The organism is Vibrio marinisediminis (genome assembly GCF_014050145.1).
Classification (GTDB): Bacteria; Pseudomonadota; Gammaproteobacteria; order Enterobacterales; family Vibrionaceae; genus Vibrio; species Vibrio marinisediminis.
Window position 1 is genome coordinate 103,198 of the sequence record NZ_JACFYF010000011.1, and the last position, 18,922, is coordinate 122,119.

General features: G+C 40.8%; 14 protein-coding genes. 8 read left to right on the plus strand and 6 right to left on the minus strand.

The features are described from left to right. Positions 1-70 precede the first annotated feature (70 nt). Positions 71-2,806 (minus strand): bifunctional diguanylate cyclase/phosphodiesterase, encoded by a 2,736-nt coding sequence (locus H2O73_RS15790; protein ID WP_182109870.1) that lies wholly within the window; start codon positions 2,804-2,806, stop codon positions 71-73. A 759-nt stretch (positions 2,807-3,565) separates the two neighbouring features. On the opposite strand from H2O73_RS15790, the gene H2O73_RS15795 reads away from it, so the two are divergent. The 5 genes from H2O73_RS15795 (at position 3,566) to H2O73_RS15815 (ending at position 9,240) form a co-directional block, all read left to right on the plus strand. Next, positions 3,566-4,012, plus strand: coding sequence for a GNAT family N-acetyltransferase (locus H2O73_RS15795; protein ID WP_182109872.1), 447 nt, complete (start codon positions 3,566-3,568; stop codon positions 4,010-4,012). A gap of 643 nt (positions 4,013-4,655) precedes the next feature. Continuing rightward, positions 4,656-6,038: a COG3014 family protein gene (locus H2O73_RS15800; RefSeq protein ID WP_182109874.1), complete on the plus strand. Its 1,383-nt coding sequence runs from the start codon at positions 4,656-4,658 to the stop codon at positions 6,036-6,038. A gap of 9 nt (positions 6,039-6,047) precedes the next feature. Then, positions 6,048-6,650 (plus strand): penicillin-binding protein activator LpoB, encoded by a 603-nt coding sequence (lpoB, locus tag H2O73_RS15805; protein ID WP_182109876.1) that lies wholly within the window; start codon positions 6,048-6,050, stop codon positions 6,648-6,650. A gap of 49 nt (positions 6,651-6,699) precedes the next feature. Next, complete coding sequence (locus H2O73_RS15810) at positions 6,700-8,112, plus strand: DUF6844 domain-containing protein (RefSeq protein ID WP_182109878.1); 1,413 nt, start codon at positions 6,700-6,702, stop codon at positions 8,110-8,112. Next, a complete protein-coding gene (locus H2O73_RS15815) occupies positions 8,113-9,240 on the plus strand; it encodes a hypothetical protein (RefSeq protein ID WP_182109880.1) in 1,128 nt (375 codons plus the stop codon). A gap of 149 nt (positions 9,241-9,389) precedes the next feature. Here H2O73_RS15815 and H2O73_RS15820 read toward each other — a convergent pair whose 3' ends face one another. Then, positions 9,390-10,652, minus strand: a complete 1,263-nt coding sequence (locus H2O73_RS15820) for an MFS transporter (protein ID WP_182109882.1) — start codon at positions 10,650-10,652, stop codon at positions 9,390-9,392. Between the two features lie 104 nt (positions 10,653-10,756). Between H2O73_RS15820 and H2O73_RS15825 the strand changes: the two genes are divergently transcribed. Continuing rightward, positions 10,757-11,542 carry a helix-turn-helix domain-containing protein gene (locus tag H2O73_RS15825; protein WP_182109884.1) on the plus strand — a complete coding sequence of 262 codons (786 nt, stop codon included), beginning with the start codon at positions 10,757-10,759 and terminating at the stop codon, positions 11,540-11,542. Between the two features lie 528 nt (positions 11,543-12,070). Next, positions 12,071-12,940, plus strand: a complete 870-nt coding sequence (locus H2O73_RS15830; RefSeq protein ID WP_182109886.1) for a GGDEF domain-containing protein — start codon at positions 12,071-12,073, stop codon at positions 12,938-12,940. A 219-nt stretch (positions 12,941-13,159) separates the two neighbouring features. Here the strand turns inward: H2O73_RS15830 and H2O73_RS15835 are convergent, their stop codons facing one another. The 3 genes from H2O73_RS15835 to H2O73_RS15845 are packed head-to-tail and all read right to left on the minus strand — an operon-like array spanning position 13,160 to position 17,854. Next, positions 13,160-14,254 (minus strand): sulfate ABC transporter permease, encoded by a 1,095-nt coding sequence (locus H2O73_RS15835; protein WP_182109887.1) that lies wholly within the window; start codon positions 14,252-14,254, stop codon positions 13,160-13,162. A 1-nt stretch (position 14,255) separates the two neighbouring features. Beyond that, on the minus strand, positions 14,256-14,741 hold the full coding sequence (locus H2O73_RS15840; protein ID WP_246335949.1) for a hypothetical protein: 486 nt from the start codon (positions 14,739-14,741) through the stop codon (positions 14,256-14,258). Positions 14,742-14,758: 17 nt separating this feature from the next. Continuing rightward, positions 14,759-17,854: a response regulator gene (locus H2O73_RS15845; RefSeq protein WP_182109897.1), complete on the minus strand. Its 3,096-nt coding sequence runs from the start codon at positions 17,852-17,854 to the stop codon at positions 14,759-14,761. A gap of 284 nt (positions 17,855-18,138) precedes the next feature. Here H2O73_RS15845 and H2O73_RS15850 point away from each other — a divergent pair, with 284 nt between their 5' ends. Continuing rightward, positions 18,139-18,378: an HP1242/YdcH family protein gene (locus tag H2O73_RS15850; RefSeq protein ID WP_182109889.1), complete on the plus strand. Its 240-nt coding sequence runs from the start codon at positions 18,139-18,141 to the stop codon at positions 18,376-18,378. A 64-nt stretch (positions 18,379-18,442) separates the two neighbouring features. Here the strand turns inward: H2O73_RS15850 and H2O73_RS15855 are convergent. Then, positions 18,443-18,922 (minus strand): transketolase-like TK C-terminal-containing protein (locus H2O73_RS15855; RefSeq protein WP_281364240.1); only part of this gene is annotated, 480 nt, incomplete at its 5' end.

Here is an 18,922-nt window from a genome sequence, read left to right on the forward strand (position 1 = left end):
AGTTTGTCAGGCAAATAAAAAGCTACGCCGAAACACAGTGCTCGACATAGCTTTTGATCAAAAAGTGATACTAAGAATTCAACGCTGAAAACTGCTTTAATGCATCTTCTTTACTCATGGGCTTATGGAAGTAGTAGCCTTGGATTTCATCAATATTCCACACCTTTAATTTGCGCACTTGGCTTGAGGTTTCTACGCCTTCAGCAACCGTAGCTAGCCCCAGTTCATGAGCCATGTTGGCGATGCTTCTAAGTAACGTTTTAGCACGATCATTGGTTTCAACCTGGTCAATATAGGATTTATCGAGCTTGACCACATCTAAAGGAAAAGCACAAAGAGTACCAAACGAGGCATAACCTGTACCAAAGTCATCCAGTGCCAGTTGGACGCCGAGCTTCTTGATTTCATTCATTCGGTGTATGGTCTCTGTCTCGACCCCCATCAACATGCTTTCCGTTAACTCAAGTACTAACTGCCCAGCACCAATATTAAATTTAGCCATTACCTCTTTTAGATGTTCGGTCAATTGAGCATGGTAGAAATGCTTTGCGCTTAAATTAACGTGAATGGACAGTGTTTTCATTGCCTCTTTTGCACGACGTTGATTTAGCTGGCTAATAAACTCGCAGGCTTGATAAAGAATGCTTTCATCAAGTTTAACAATCAGTTGGTTTTGTTCAGCAAGCGGTATAAATACGTTGGGTGAGACGATGCCCAAAGAGGGATGGAACCAGCGAGCTAAAGCTTCAAAACCGTTAATTTCTCCGGTTTGAGTATCCACAATTGGTTGGTAGTAGGCACCAATCTGCCCTGAGTCAATCGCTGAATTTAACTCTCGACTGATCACGAGAGATATCTGTGCTTGTTGCGAAAGCTGTTCACCCATCAAAAGAACTTCATCACATTGAGAGTCCAATTCAGTTTGTGACGAGTAGTAGGCGGCTTGCAGTAGATACTCGAGTGAGTTGTGCGTCAGTTTTGAATCGACTAGAACAACTTTGCAGTTTAGGTCAATTGATAAACCAGAGATTTCCGTCTTGATAGAAAAATTGTCGATCAGCTTATTGGCTGACCTGAGAGCACTTGTTACATCACTATTTTCTGGAACGATTGCGATGTATTCATATTCGCTAATTCGCCCAATTTCATAGTGTGGTAATTGCTGCATGAATACGCTGGATATATGGCGGATAGCATCATCAAATATGAGATGTCCATACACTTCTGATACCTGCTTCAAAGCACCTATTGAGATATACATAAAAGAAAACTTGTTCGGCTTTGTATCCGTTAAGTCTCTTAATCTATTTAGAATTGCTGGGCGGTTATTTAACCCTGAAACTGGGTCTCGTCCTTCAAGTTCTCTAATTAGCTTTAACTGTTCTTTTTGCTCTCTTAGATCGTGTATCAACAGCATTAAAGCGCTTTGCCCATTTTGTTGAATCACTGCGGCTTCAAGATGGCATTCAATCTCTTCACCATTGCTAGCTAGTAATGTGGCTTCGAAGTTGAGTTGCCCTTGATTGAGTTGCTGGTACATCTGATCCACATGGCATTTGGGGTCATCTCCAGCACAAAGTTTTGACAATGGGTGTTCAATTAGCCCTTCTTTGGAATAGCCAAGAAGTTCGAGTGCGTTGTGGTTAACATCCATAATTAAGCCGTCGAGGATGATGAATACGCCAATCGATCGGCTATCGTAAAGCGCACTGTATTTTTGCAGAGTGTCTTGTGCGATATCTTCGGCTATCAAAGCATTATTGGAGAGCAATTCGACCAGTTGCGTGGCTCGGTCTAGCTCATCGTTTTGACCTTTGGACGGCGCGGTCAATTGATATTTGCTAGCCAAACGATTAATACCTTGCTCAAAGGTATTAAAGCGTGTTGTGACCCCTTTTCTAAACATAAAAAAGGTTAAGCCCGCCACTAGGCTTGTGCTTAACCCAACGGCGGCAAAAAGATAAGAAAAAAGAGAGTTACCTTTGTTGTAATGTTCACGAGGAATGTCGGTTTTTAGGTAGGCTATCGTACCATTGTCGATGCCATGAATAGTGGTTAACAAAGTGATTTGTTCAGCTTCTCTTAAGATCAACGCATTATTGCGTGATGCTGCCAGTAGCGAGGATGTTTTGCCAGGAAGATTAAAGACTAAGGCATTGTTCGTGGTGAGTATTGACTGAAAATCACCAGGAAAACGAGAAGTCAGGTTTTTGCCCCAAAGTAGCCATCCAGAAGAGGGAAGAGTTTCTTCGCTATTTCTTACCGGAGTAAGGCTGACTACCCACACATCGTCGTTAACCTTAAATAAACCCGATAGGCTTTTGCGAAGATGATCTGCACCGGCATTCATCTCTTCGATGTGATTGGCAATATGTTGATTATTCATCAACGAGGATAATCTTGCTGTTGAACTACCAAGAATGTCTTCTCGTGATATGTAGTCCAGCACTTCGCCATTTAATGTGGCAAACGCCATTAGGTCGACCGAAAGTGTATCGAGGGTTTCGATGTACAAGTTACGAGCTCGATAAGCCGCTACATCATGGTCTTTAAGTAAGTAGTAGGTTTCATCCCACGCTGCCCAGTCATAAGATCGTTCTTCTTGTTGGTGAACCATCATTTGAATGACGGATTGAGCTTGATGACTTGCCCGTTTGATTTCCATATTTTCAAGTTCATTGAGACTGTACAAAAAAAAGTATCGACTGATAAACAAGAAGCTGATGATCATACCAGCTAGACCCAAACTGAAGTACATGACGGTCTTGTAGCGCAAATTTGAGTTAAAAAGGCGAAATGAATGCATTTAATAGAAATCTTTTATTGTTCTGATAATGAATTTTAGTGATATTTTTCTACCATAGTTTTGATATGTGTCTAAATGTGAATACATAAAGGCGACTGAAACTGCTGGTACAACCAGATTTTTTCCAAATTGAGTATATTTAGCGAAAATGTACGGTAAAAATGTGGTTAGATACTTTTTGTTACTAACATTTATCTGCAGTGGGTTGTTTATCAGAGTTTAATCATTATGCTCTGTTCGGTAGTAAATAATCGGAATGTCGTATGTTTATTGTAAAACGTTTGATCAAGTTGGCCATCATCACCGCTGTCTTTCTAACTATTTTTGACTTTATCTCATATGGTGAAATTACTTGGGTATATCGTTTGTTCGGTGTTTCTTAGGCATTATCATCGATATCTGAAGAGGCAAGTGGCACTGTTCATTTGGCTCTTTTGAGAACTGAGCATATATATTTCTCTGGTGTCCCTTTCCAAGTCAAGGTATCGTCTGCTTTTAACATTTGTGCAACTTTATCGGTTTGGCTATCAATATTACTTAGTTTCTTCTCTTGCTGGTTCCTACTGGCGATTTAATTTAGTCGGCTAGATTACATTACACGTCACCAATACCTGAATTGAGAGAATACTCATTCTGTGGCGTGATGGAGGGAGTCTAATGCAATTCAGTGCATTTAGAAGAATACTGATGAGTCTGAACAAGTAGCACATCTTAAGACGACAAGATAGAACGACCACCAACAGAAAGAACGGACTTATTATGAATCTAGTCATAGGATGTGACTCTTTACTTATTGAACAATCGAAGTGGATTACAGAGCAAGTATCGATCGATCAACCGATTACCCCTGGGATTAAGCAAGGCTCGAATGAGGATTCATCTCAATATGCACTTCTTTATGAGGGAGTGTTACCAGTAGCAACCGCACATCTTATATTTCGAGAGGGATGCGTGACGCTTATACGACTCGATATCATCGACAAATATCGAGTAGAGGAGAACATCTGCTTTATGTTTGATAACTTGATCAAATACGCTCGTCGACAAGGGGCGCGACAGTTAGATATTGATGCGAACAATAACTTGAAAACATTTTTTCAACATATAGGTTTTGCACATGTAGAACAAAGTGATGGAAAAAGCCGCGGAGGTTTTTGCCAAATGCGTTTTTGGCTAAAACAGCAAGAGTCATGTGCTTCTTCTTAAATTTTTTGAGTTACTGGTATGGGGAAACCGATACTCTATAAAGGCTGTTCAACAATATGATTGATTGAAATAAGAATACTTGACCGCCTCTATTTTAAAAGCAACAAAGCTTTGAAATTCGATTATTGATGTAATCAGACAGGTTTGTTCTACTCGCAACACACCTTTCTTCCTATATCTAAAATGCAAAATTCTAATGACCATATTGGAGGCTATATCTCTATTTCCTCTATTAGTTCAAATTTCATCCGTTAAACTTGTGTTTCTGTTTATTAACAAAATTATAATTTCTTACCAATAAATTTACTTTGTGATTTAAATAGCATCTAAGTCTGCATGGAAAATTAATGTTTATTTGGTGTTTTTTACGTAGATTTGCGAGCTACGCCACTTGCTGTATTATTAATCTTAATGATGTTTTTGTCAGTCTGGTGATGTATAGTTGTGATGTTTTGCGGTGTTATTTTGGTGGTGGCTGTTGCATTGTGGATTAATTAATGTCTCGATTTGTAATCGTTATTTTTATCACTAATTTGATGTTGAAATAAATCTTATTTTTGTAATTCATCAGTTGAGGGGGTAGTGCTTATCTGCTAGTTTCGCGCTCTCTAAATAATACTAATTAATTATATGAGCCGATAAAATGAAATTAAAAACGATTAGTTCTTTGGTTGGGGTTACTCTACTCTCTGGCTGTACTAGTATGATGCAAAAAAATGACTTTGATGCATTTAACAGTAAGATTAATACCGGTGATTTTGATGGTGCTGCTGAAGTGGCATTAGAGCACGCAGGTTATGATAAAGAAGAGGGTACTACAGATGATCTTCTTTGGACTCTTCAGGCAGGCGCAACATTAAATTATGCTGGTCAATACGAGCTTTCTACAAAGTTATTAGACTCTACTGAGCACATGATGAAGAGTGAAGATACTGAAGGCACGGTAACTGAAACTGCTGAACTCGTGGGTTCGATTGCGGGTAATGATGCCATGCTTGATTATGAGCAAGCTCAGTATGATGGTGTAATGACTAATACCATTAAAGCTTGGAACTTTATTGCACAAAACGACATGCAAAACGCCCGCGTAGAGTTTAATAGAGCGGAAGAGCGCCAACGCCGCGCCGCACAACACTTTGCCGATGTGATTAAAGAACGTCGTGATGAATTAAAAGAAGAAGCTGGCGAGTCTGGTGCTTTAGTTAAGCAAAGCGTTGAGTCTGATCAAACGAAAACTGCTTTAGCAAAAGCAGGTATTGAACAAGGTCAATGGAAGCCATATGAAGGTTATGTAAACCCTTTTACTACGTACAGTTATGCCCTTCATGTAATGCTAACAGGTAAGAATAAATCAGACTTCCAAAAAGCGGCTGATTCTTTTAAACGTGTTTATTCAATGACCAATTCAAGTGTTGCTAAAAAAGACTATGAACTAGCACGTTCATTGGCAAGAGGCACGACGACTAAAAAGCTAGACAATAAAGTTTGGGTTATTTTTGAGAATGGTCAATCTGTTGTTAAAGAAGAGAAGCGAGTGGATTTACCAATTTTCCTTCTTTCAGATAACGTAGCTTATTCTGGTATTGCGTTACCAACACTAAAAGAGCGTGGAACTGTTTTTAACAATATTTCTGTAAATAACGTTAAAACTGAAACAATTGCTGATATGGACAAAATTATTGGTGCTGAATTTGACCAAGAGTTCCCATATATCCTTGCTCGTGAAATAACTCGTGCAACAGTTAAAACGATTGCGCAAAAGCAAATTAAAGATGAAAACGAATTATTAGGTAATGTGTTTGCAGTTCTGCAAGTCGCAACAACCGGTGCAGATATTCGTTCTTTTTCAGCTTTACCAAGTGAATATCAAGCAACTCGCGTTGATGTAAAAGGTAACAAGGTTACGATAAAAGCAGGTAACTTCGACATGCCAGTAGAGTTACCTAAAGATTCTAAAAAGCACATTATCTATGTGAAATCTGTATCTCCAGTCATTGAACCAACTATTAAAGTTGTAAATATCTAAGAGGCAAACATGAAAAAATACGCTCTAGCACTCGCAATTGCAGCGACAACACTGGCTGGTTGTAAAACAACGACGGCTTATATTGATGCAGCTGATGACAAAACCAATATCGTAGCGGCTCTTTCTTATGCGGATTTTAATAAAGCCGCAAATGAATTGGCAGATGAGATCATCGCAAGTAAATTGATGACTCATCCACAGGCAGATGCTGGTGGTCGTTACATTGTTTATGTAAACAACATTGAAAATGACACCATGCAACGTTTAGATACTGATCAGTTAACTAAATCTGTACGAGTGAAATTGCTGCAATCAGGAAAGTTCCTAATTACGACAGCATTTGGTGAAGACGACGCTACGACAAAAATGCGTGAGCTGAAAGATTCGAAAATGGTTAAGCAATCAAGCGTAAAAGGGAATAATCAAGTTCTTGCACCTGATTTCAGCTTGTCTGGCAAAATTATGCAACGTAATGCTTCTTTAGACAGCGGCGATACTCGTATTGAGTACTATTTCCAGATGTCGATGACAAACATTGAAAATGGTTTGGCGTACTGGGAAGGTGAGCGTGTAGTTGGCAAAGTTGCAGACGGCGACAGCGTTAGCTGGTAATGAATTAAATGGGCAGCCTCGCTGCCCATTGTTTATATGAGAAAACAAAATGAAATTAAATAAGTTACTGGCAGCTATGCTAATTTCGGGATGTTCATTTCAAGTACTCGCGTCTGAAACAACATCACAACTACCAAAAGAACCGGAAGTCTCTCAAGAGGTTATTGGTCAACAATCGGACCAAGACGTAGTCAAAGCAGAACCTGAGGCTGACACGTTAGATTTGGTGGAAAGTAAGCTGGATGCTTACGTAGGTAAAGTCAAAGCAAGCCTTGAGAAACAGGGTAAGCAACATAAAGTGTTTGTTTTTTCTGGCACCGCAGATTTGAGCATTGACGTCAATGACCCAAATTGGTCGAAAAAACGTGAACGTGCTTTAGAAGAAGCGGTATTTAATGCTCGAAAAGAGTATTTGGAAACGCTAAACAGCAGCGTTGAAAACAGTACTATCTCGACAATGTCATACAATAATGGCTTACCAGTGCCGACCGTTTCGGATTTTAAGTCTGATGATAAAGTTGCAAGTTTTATCGACAAAATTATTGCGGTAGTTGATGGTAAATTAGACAAAGAACTGGAAGAGATGGGTATTAACCCAGACCAATACAAAGCTGCGCCTCCGCACATCAAGCGTGACTTATATAAGCAGTCGGTTGTTGACCAAACAGAGCGAACTTCATATGGCGACCTAGCCGGTATGATGGTTGTGAAAGTATTTGAAGAAGTTCGTGATTCGGGTCAGGGCACAATTGGTGTTGCAATGGTGCTGTCAGCAAATAAGCGTGACCAAGTTAGAGCGATGATCGAATCGGATGGGCAAGTTCCAGCACAAGCTGATAAAGCGAACGCGAAATTTAGTAATATTCATGCGATGCTTGCTGCACAGAAAGACAGTTTGTACCTAAAGTCAGGTACTCAGATTATGTATGACGCAGAAGGTTACCCGATGATCATTGCATATGGTCAATCTGGTGTGACTTATTCGAGCTCATCGGCTAAGAAAAAGATTGAACGCAAAGTAGCTAAGAAATTTGCCACTAATAATGCGTGGGCTAACTTAGCAAGAACTTACAATCTAAGTGGTGACTTTAAATCAACAACATCAACCCAAAATCAAGTAAGCGAAAGTGAGAAGTTTGAGCTTATCGTTGACTCTGTGCGTCAGACTTCAACGGGTCTTACTGAGAATTTGATTGAGCAGTTGAACGAGCGCACTGCAATGACCTCGTCTATCCAAAACATGACAGGCGTAAGCCCTGAGTTCGAATGGCGCCGCAAACACCCAATTACTGGGCATGAAATGGTTGGAACCGTTTTAGTTTGGCACCCTAAGAAAGTCACTAATGCGATTAACCTTGCCACCGGTAAGAGTGAAGCGCAATTAGATATGGAAGTGGCGGAGCCAAGTGATTCAATCAATTCTGCGGAGTCAGAAGATATGTTTGACGCGGCGGACTTCTAAATGAAAGTAAAACTGTTATTGTCAGCGGCGTTATGTTTGTTTTCTTCAATGGCTATGGCGACCAGCTATGAGACAGTGGTAACGACCGGACAAGGTGAGACACTTGATCAGGCAATTGATGTCGGTCTACGCCGTGCTGTTGAGCAAGTTTCTGGCGTGTCTATCGATAGTGCGCGGATTTCCACTACGACTTATAGCTCAGATGAGAAAGGTAGTAGTGCCAAGGAAGCGATGATCGATGGTACGCATATGTCGGCGAAGGGCGACGTTAAGTACCGTGTACTGAGCGAGAAGTGTTTAAATGATTTTTGCAACGTTCGCTTGGAAGTTAGCGTAAAAGTTGACCCAAGAGATAAAGTTAAAGATCAAAACGCAAATCGTAGAACGATCGCTGTTGGCAACTTCACCGGTCCAAAGGGAGCGACTATCACTAATAAAGTGAAAGACCTTTTGGTACAAGACCGTAAGTTTAAGGTGCTGAACGACAAGTCAGACCCTTCACTTCAGTACTTGGTAACAGGTAAAGTCGTGACTGCCAATACTCATAAGCGAGTTGTTGATAATTCTCGTACCGTCGAGTTGACTGGTGAAGAAATCAAAGATGTGAAAACCTATTACAACTCTAAAGTTGTTATTGAGTTTAAAATCCTTGATGTGATGCACAATCAAATTAAGTGGTCTGCGACAATTCCAACGACTTCGAGCCGTAACAACCTCTCTCTTCTGGTCGACCTAGCAGCTAAGAAGGTATTCAATCAGCTTAAAGATAACATTTATCCTTTAGTTGTTTTGGTTGGAGACAATGGTTCGATAGTGCTGAACTCCGGTGGTGAGACGGTCAAAACGGGTGAGTACTACGATGTATTTACCTTGGGCGAGAAGTTTGTTGATCCTATCACCAAAGAAAGCCTAGGGCGTGATGAAAGCAAAGTTGCAACGGTAAAAGTAACGAAAGTTTTGTCTAAGCTATCATACGTAAAAGTGGTTAAAGGTGAGAGTTCTGCTGTTAAAACGAACAGTATTGCTCGTAAGTCATCTTATCGTCCTGCTACGAAGAAAACTTCGTCAAGCAAGCCAAAACCTAAGGCGGCACCGGTGGAAGAGAAATCGGTCGGAATCATTTTGTAGGCTTTGATCCAAAGAGAATAATCCAAGCCCCAGACCTTAATTGGCTGGGGCTTTTCTTTTGACTGCTTAATAATTGAAATTGGGAAATTCAGCGGCTTAATATAGCGTTATACTGTGTTTTGTTGAAATCCTCCAGTGCTAACGAAATATTAGTTGAGTAACTTTTCTTTGGTTGAAGTAGATGATTGCGGCATCTTTAAATACCAAAAGCAGCTCATGATCAGCACTGTCGCCGCAATGGTCCAACTGGTACTAATTGAATAAATATCAGCAATATAGCTGAGTAGCCCGGCTGAAAAAATAGCACCGCTTGATATGGTGAAGGAGTACAAAGACAATAGCGTTGAGCGCTGTTTTGATTCAACGGCGTGGTTTATTAAGATCCGCTCAGAGTTATATCCAAGGGTGAATAGAAAGAAAAATAACAGATAAAGTAGAGTGAAAGCCTCAGGGGAGCGTGTCTGCGAAAGAAGCAATAGCACGGCTCCAGCAAGGGCTCGTGAGGAAAAAAGCAAATAGCGATGTGAACCTTGAAACCAAGCGACGGCTTTGACGGAGCTAAACGATGCCAATGCCGCCATGGCAAAGTAAAGCGATGAAATAAGCCCAAAACGAGCGATTTCTGTATTCACTTGCAACAACATAAGCTGAGGTTGCCATAGGGTTTCTACTGTACTGAGGACTAAGCCATACACGAAACCAGTCAAAAGCAATGGTCTTAACGTATCGTGGTTCAGACTTGCTTGTAGAGTAATGATGCAGTGCTTGATTACACCAGTCTGATGTGAAGAAGCTTTGTTTATAATGCTATCTGCTTTGACGTCAGATTCGTGAATGGCGATCTTAGTGAGTACCAGAAGGACCAACGAAAGCAAGATAGTCATGATCACGTTGCCATTAAATGGCTCGCTCTCGGTGGTTGACCATGCTTGATAAACAAACGGTAGTTGCCCTCCCCAAAAGCAGCCAATACCAATACCCAAGGTAAGCAAGACGTTGATCTTTGCTGAGGCTTGGTGGTAGGTGAGGTTTCCCTTTAGCTTATGGAATTCATCATAAAACCATGCGTCTAATGTGCCGGAATAAACGGCTCTAGCGGAACCCAATAGAGCCGCAGCAAGCATCAAGTTGATAAAGCTATTGGCATAGAGTGTCACAACAGAGCCAAGTATCGTAATTACCAAAGAGATTTGATAGACCCGTTTTCGGCCGTATTGATCAGCTACACCACCTAAGGGTACTTCTAGTAATGCGCTGCATCCCACCCAAACGGTCATAACAATGCCTATCTCTGAGAGCGTTAAACCGCGAGATTGATACAGTAAAATGATGACGGGTATGGTTAAGCCAACAATAAACCAATGAAATGCTTGGTGCATTGCATACAACAGTGTCAGTTTTTCTTTAGACATATGAGACTCCTTTAAGGAAAAAGTGTCTTATATGCACCCTTATGGCAAGATATTTAAAATATGGGTAGTATAGTGATACTTAAGGTGTCTGGTCGTGGATGGTTATGGAAATACAACTGCTGAATGAAATCACAAGATTGCTAAAAGTTGAGCTTAAGAAACACAATATGGCGTATCGAGACATTGCGCTGGTACTGAATATTTCTGAAGTCAGTGTAAAACGGCTGCTCAATGGGCAACAGGCAATTTCATTACAGAGAATACTGGCTGTGACCGCTCATTTAGACCTTTCCTTATCAAAGCTGATCTCTCAAGCCGAACAAAACGTTAATCAGTTAAGTTTCTTCACTGAGCAGCAAGATGACGCCTTTTTTGAGTTTCCACCGTTATTTACGTTATGGAGTGAGTTGGCAGAGCAGAGAACAGTTGAGCAAATTACAGACCGTCATGGCTTAGATCCGGCTTCACTCTATATTTATTTGCGAAAGTTAGAGCATTTGGAGCTTATTGAGTTGGACAGCGGTAATCGTTGTAAATTGATAAAACCAAGCCATACAGCGTTTGAGAGAGGGGCTAAGTACCCAGTATTCTTTGTCGAGGATGTGCTATCTCGGCTAAAAGATAGGGTGCTAAATATAGAAGCGAATGACAGAAGTGCATTTTTACTGAGCATGAAAGCCGAGCTGACCGCTGAAGAGTTTCAAGAAATTAATGACCAGCTAGACGAGTGGATGTTTAACAAGTTAAAAGAGAGTCAAGCCGTGAGTTCTCGGCAAGGGCTAAACACTCAGCCTTATACGTTTGGTTTTATGGCAGCAAAAGGTGCGTTCCATGAGCAGCTAGCAGCGATTCCGCGAGTAGATGATTCGCTTCGAAGTCGTCTAGTGTAAAGCCCATGTCACTTCTCTAACGTCGCCGCGTTTAAAGGTAAAATTAGCTGCATTTGCTCATCTGCAGATGACGCTGCCGATCTAATGCTACGGCATTAGCCACACTGAATAGATTATTGAGGTATACATCGGATAATTAACGTTTTTTTGTGAAAAGGAAATCAACGTTACTCGGTTTTTTGGTATAAAATCACACTCTTGGTATATTGATTCTAATTGGTAGATGCGTATCTAGTGGTAATCATTACTACAAGGCGTAGTTGTGTATTTTCATCGCCATATAGGTCGGGTCGTGATGAGGATATAAGCAAGATATCAAGAGCATTGGACGCAACATCTCTAGTCGACTAAATGGAAAAGTGAGCCGTTATTTCTGAGATAAATGGATCAAGGGAATGAACACGCTCCCTCGTAGAGAGGGGCAATGGTCTTAACAGGACTAAACGATTACTGAATATAATCATTTGTAAGTAGTAAATTAACGGTTGCAAACATTGCAGATTCGTTTTGATAGAACTTGAGGGTTCAATGGAACTTAGTAAACAATTGCAAAGGAACTTTTTCGAATCATTCCCAGGTTTCTTAAGCATTAGAGATAGCCAACATCGTTTTGTGTATATCAATGACAACTTTTTAGATTGGCTTAAAGAATTCACCGATGTAGATCCTATTGGCAAAACAGGTCCAGAATTATCTCAGGTGGTGCCAAGTAATGTCGCTAGTATGTTGCTTTCTTGCCATGATGAAAGCTTGAGGTTCTTAAAATTTGGTGAGTTGGCGCCCAAAGTTCTGACCTTTACAGGGCGTGAAGGTGAACAATTTTTCGAGATTATAAAATTTAAGCAACAAGTAGACGATGGTGTTTATATTTTTACCACGGGTTTTGAAGTGACTAAGCTGTATGAAAGTGCGCGGCTATATAAACACAAGAGCTTAACGTGTGGATTGACTGGATTAAAAAACAAACGAGCATTGGTGGAGCTTATTGAGGAAAATCCTGAGTTCTCGGGCATCGTGATTGCGATTGACTTGGATTGTTTTAAGCGCGTAAATGATGAGAATGGTCATTTAACCGGAGACAGTGTTCTCAATACGTTTTCACAAATACTGGTAAAGAATTTTCGAGAAGAAGATTTTGTTGCGAGGGTCGGTGGTGATGAATTTATCGTTATTTGTGAGAATGTTTTTTCGACCACTAAAGTGATGCATCGTATTGAAAAACTTGGTATCGAATTTAATCAATTATTTTGCAGCGACTATCCTTACTTCAATTGGAGTTGGGGTTGTGCACAGATAACTGGTTGCTTAAATGAAGCAATTGATAACGCAGATAAAGTTATGTATTCAAGCAAGCAACGTGCCAAAAGAGGCGTGGGTGAGCTTTGTGGAATTGCCTAAGAAGACTCCTTTAATAGTGAAGGTTAGAATACTTGTGTAAGACTCTAAACCAATTCTCAAGTCTGCAAATTACCCCGGTCATACTCAAAGCGATCCTGTTGAAATACATGCTGCAAGATCGCTATTGGGTTTGTGTGAACACAGAATTTAATAACCCTATTGGTTGCGATTACCTCAATTTAAGCGCAACTTGTTTTAATCTTATTCATAAATGAATATTTAGAACACAAAATTGAGCATGACGGTAAATAGATTTGCATGCTTGTCTGCGGGCTCTTCAACGAAGGCGCCATTGACTAGCGTCTGTTTATTGCTGAAGTACTGCCATTCGGCATTGATAGAAACATTGTAATAAACGTCATAGCGTGCGCCCAAAAACAGACTATCCGCTTCTAACTTGTCATTTTCATCGTATTGTTGAGCAAAGGTGAGATACGGTGTCCAGTTGTCATATCGGTTTGCAACCATAGCGTACCAAGAAGTCGAGCGGTCACTTTTTTGCGCTTCAGCGGTAAGGGTCAAATTATCAAACTCGTATTCAGCGCCAATTGAAAATAGTTCAATTCTTATGTCTTTCTCTTCTTCGACCACTGAAGGAAGAACGATTGGACCTGATGGTGTATCAACAACGTGATTATAAAGCGTCACTCTTTGGTCATATTCTGAGTTTAGATAAGCGAAATTCCAGCGATAGTTGTTACTTGAAAATACCATATTCAAACCATACATTTCGTCTGTCTCTAGTTCCAAAAAGGTACTGTCGCTGAGTTTAATGTCTTTCGAATCTTTAATGCCAGCAAATGGTGTAATAGACAGCGTATACTCTTCGCCAAGATCTTGCGTCCAAGTAATGCTTCCACCTTCGTAATAGGTGATGCCCAATATACTGCTATATACTTCTGTTGGTGGGCGAGACGGTGTATAGGCTTGACCTACGTAATAGTATTCAGAATAGAGAAACAGTGGAGCACGTAGTCGACCAATCTGGAATGTCCAGTTCTCCAGATTATAAGCGAGATAGGTCCATTCTAATTCGGGGTCGCTCCAATTATCTTGAGGGCGTTTTACTAGTTGGGCTGAAGCCCTGACGTTGTCATAGTAAAGGTCCAGTTGAAGACCGAACGTGGTGTCGCAATCAAAACAATCGTTGTCATCGATTTCGCGGTGAATGAGCAGTGGCATCGCATTGTCACTTTTTGCCCATGATGTTGATCCAAATCCACTTAGAGTTGCGTACTCTCCCATGTCAATACTTGCTACCGCGTAAGGTGTGACAAACGTCGCGCCAAGTAGTAGAGGAATCCAGCTCTTCATATTAGTTTCCCTCACTTACAACAAATAGTACGTTGGCATTAGTTGGTATCGCTTCAATTGGCGCATACCCAATTCGGTTTGATTTTTGTTCCATCCATGCAATTAGGCTATCTATTTCTGAATTCGATATTTCCTTTGGTGGTCGCGCTTTCCCTGAGAAGGAAAGCGCGGCCCAATGCGCGTTCATTTGAGCTGTGTCTTTGCCTAGTAAATAGCGGTAAAATTCTTCTCGTTCTTGGCTATCTGCTGGCCAATCGGCAAGCTCAAAGCGTTGACCATTTAACGATTTCGCTTTGCCGCGATAGAGCTTACGCGCCTTAAAGACCGACATTTGCTCGAAGGAGTTGTTAAGGCTAAAAATTGCGTATTGCTCCGCTGCTAGAGAGTGGCTAGGGTGGGACATTAGAAAGGCGTACAAGAAGAGCCCAATAATGAGTGCAGACTTATGATGTTTTAAGCTTCTTTTTAGTGGTACTGAGCTTTTCATATGTTGTTGTCCTAGGCTCATACGATACTTTCAATTTGATCGATTAGTATTTTTTTACGAACGGGTTTCGCGATATAGGCATCCATACCTGAGTCAAAACAACGTTGAATATCATCGTCGATGACACTTGCTGTTAATGCAATGATTGGCGTTTTCTCTAACCCACCTTTCTGTTCAATTCTGCGAATTTCGCGGGTGGCTTCAAAACCATCTTTAATTGGCATCATGCAATCCATCAATATGACCTGATAATCGGGGTCATGACGATACATATCGACGGCTAGTTGCCCATTTTCTGCAATGTCATACTGATAGCCCGCTTTTTCAAGAATCAATGCTGCCACTTTCTGGTTTACTCTATTATCTTCAACCAAAAGTACTTTGGTAGCCGTTGAGACAGGTGCCATTGATTCAACAGAAGGCGTGTCTGTATTAATGATATTGAACTGTTCTTTTGCTCTGTCAGCCTGCGAGTACTGAACAATTTTTGTTAGCAAAGAGTCGGCCTTAAATGGTTTAGATAAATAATCATCCATTCCGGCTTGATAGCATTGTTTAATGTCGTCATCGAGAACACTCGCTGTTAGCGCGATAATAGGCACTCTTGATGCAAGCTCTTCTTCAAAGAGACGAATGTTTTTTGTTGCGGTAAAGCCATCCATGATAGGCATCATGCAATCCATGAGTAGCAACGAATATTTATCTGGATGAGACGTGTACATTTGAAACGCTTCAGCCCCGTTATGTGCCATTTCGAAATCTATACCAGCATTACTTAAGTGTAACCCTGCAATTTTTCGATTCACGGCATTGTCCTCAACAATTAATACACGCTGAGTTTCCGGGTTGCTATACGTAACCATTTCTGCAATATCTAACGAATTATTATTTGACGTTAGCGCTTTAAGCAGGCGCTGACCTAACAAAGGTTGTGTCACGATAGCTTGAACATTGGCTTCATAGCTATAAGGTTTGCTAGAGAAAGGTCTGATGATGCATAAGCGCTTATCATCATCTATCGCTTTTAACTGAGGAGCATACTGGCTTGGTGAATCGGCGTCTGATTCGATAAAAATGATTATATCGAACGTGGGATTGGTATCTCTAACATAATCTTCAATTGAGGCGTATTCGCAAACCACTTTTTGTTGGAAGAACTGCAATTCTTGTTTGACCGTATCGCGTTGATGTTCATCTCTACCGATGATGCAAACGTTGTAGTGTGGGCGTTTTTTTGTTTGATACTGTTCTTGTTCGATTTCCAACTGGAGTGAAAAATAGAAACGGCTACCTCTGTTCTTTTGCGAATCCAATTGAATTTTTCCGCCCATCATCTCGACCAACTGATGGCTAATAGCTAAACCTAAACCAGTACCACCAAATTTACGTGTCGTTGATTCGTCCTCTTGTGCAAACGGCTTAAAAATTTGTTGCTGTTTACTGTCATCAATCCCTATTCCTGTATCACTAACAGAAAATTCCATGCTCACGCGATCGCCCACGTACGCTTGGCAGCAAACGGAGAGCTCGACAGCACCGTCGCTAGTGAATTTGACGGCGTTAGACATAAAGTTCATTAGCGTTTGTCTTAAGCGATGGTCATCAACTAACACTTTATATGGGGTGTTTGGACTAATAGTGACGTTGAGTTGTAGGTTTTTCTCTCTAACTTGAGGTGCAATGATTGCTGCAACATCATAGATAACTTCTCGAATAGAGGTGGGTTGATGACTAATGAGTAACATCCCTGATTCAATTTTCGAAAAGTCGAGGATGTCGTTAATTAGACTGAGAAGTAACTGCGAGGATGTTTCAATGGTGTCTACGTAATCACGCTGTGATGCCGAAAGTTTTGTTTCAGACAAGACTTCAGATACACCAATTACACCATTTAGAGGGGTCCTAATTTCATGAGACATATTTGCAAGGAAACTGCTTTTCGCGCGATTCGCTCGTTCAGCCGCATCTTTAGCTTTTTCTGCATCATCCTTTGCTTGAGTTAATCTTTCATTGGCAAGCATTCTATCAATAGTGATGCGCTCGACTTCATGAGCAAATTTACCGAGTTCATCATTACTGCGTATCGTTTGAGTCAATGAGTTGGGTTGTTGGTTTTCTTCTGACTTTAAATATTCTAAAACAAGATTCAGTTTATGGGTTATATGGTGGGTAAGACTAAATGCAATAAACACCACAAGTAATGTGAGTATGGAGACTAGGCTGATATAACTAATGCGTTCAAACTGGGCTCGTTGAATAGAGTCTTGAATACGGCTTACAATCTGAAATTCTATGGTACTTGCTACATCATTTAGTAACACTAAACGGGCGTTCATTGCATTTGTGCCCAGTTGAATGTCACGGCTGTTCAGTTGAGATAATGATGCTTCAGAGAGTAAATCTTGGCGAAAGCTTTGGCTGTGAATAAATGCAGAGTTGCTAAATGCCTGAATCATCATTTTGACTTGTTCAGCATTCGCATTGAGATTGACGAACCTTTCAACAAAGAGTTGCTGACGTTCGGCTAAAGTTTTTAGTTGTTCACTAATATCTTGATCGTATTCGTGATTCACCTGAAAAGACTGCAGCAATATATTGCTCAATTGGCTCTCTTCGTTGGCCCAGAAAGACATCCATTCGAGTTGAAGAAGAGCATTCAGGTTGTTTTGGATCTCATTAGGTACATCACTCATATCGAGCTTTTCTAAGGCGAGTAACATTTGATGGTAAAGATCCGCTTGCCACTCGAAATTGTCCCACTTTTCTTCGATGCTTTGCAGGTCCGCTAACTTTTGCTGCCCTGCTAGTTTTTGCTGTGTTGATATTAAACTTTCCACTGCTTCGCGCATCTGTTGTGCCTGTTCGTCGCGAAAAAGTGTTGGGATGAGTTGGTTTAGAGAAGAAGTAGATAGCGGCTCTGATGTTGGGGAGTAAACGCCCGATATGCCACGTAAAAAACTGGTTGTACTGGTTGCCTGTAACAAAGCATCAGTGCTTTTATTTAGGGCTGAAATCTGTAAAAGCGCCAAGTAGATAAGAAGGCATATTGGCAAGCACACAAGACCGTAAAGCTTGTATTTCAGTGAAATGTTTTGCCAAGGGCTCCACTTTATCATTATTGTAATTATCCAGTTCAAACCAACTAATATGAAAAGTGTAGAACAGCCACGGGTTTAATCTAGTGTAACTGTGTGATCTTATTCCAATTTGCTGAATTGATCTGTGATAGCAAGCTAACTAAGATTTTTATTACATAAGTTACTAATAAATCGCCTGCTTAGTCGATGATTGCAACTTAAGAATTCGGTTAATTTTTAAACTACAATATAGATAATGCCAAACAATATTGGGTGGCAGCTACTATGCGGAGAAATACGGTTGGACATAAGGAGTCATTATGTTAGGAGAAGATCATTCCCTGTTAAATGAATTTCCGGAACACGGAGATGCAATTCACCAACTTAGCCAAAACGACATGTCGTTTGCTAGCGACGTAAAAGAGTACAATTCATTGGATCGTGAAATTAGAGCTTTAGAAGTACGAGGTTCACCAATTAATGACGCGGCAATGAATAAACTGAAACATAGCCGAGCAACCCTGAAAGACTCTCTTTACCAACGTATTATTGTAAAATGAATCGATAAAAAAACACCCGCCAGTAAGCGGGTGTTTTTGTGTTGGAGTGCTTATATCGCGATGTTTACGCTAATAGCTCATTAGCGGTATTTACAACGTTTTCAAGCGTGAAGCCAAACATTTCAAATAGTTGATCAGCTGGTGCTGATTCACCAAATGTTGTCATACCGATGATACGACCATCAAAGCCTACGTACTTGTACCAGAAATCTGCAATACCCGCTTCGATAGCAATACGAGCAGTGACGTCTGATGGAAGCACTGCTTCACGGTAAGCGGCGTCTTGCTTGTCAAATGCATCAGTAGATGGCATTGATACAACGCGTACTAGCTTACCTTCAGCGCTTAGCTTGTCAGCCGCAGCAACCGCTAGTTCAATTTCAGAACCCGTCGCAATTAGGATCAACTCAGGCTTGCCTGCACAATCTTTTAGGATGTAGGCACCCTTAGCGATGTCTGCTACTTGCTCAGCCGTACGTGCTTGTTGCGCTAGGTTTTGACGAGAGAAGATCAGCGCTGTTGGACCATCTTTACGCTCAATTGC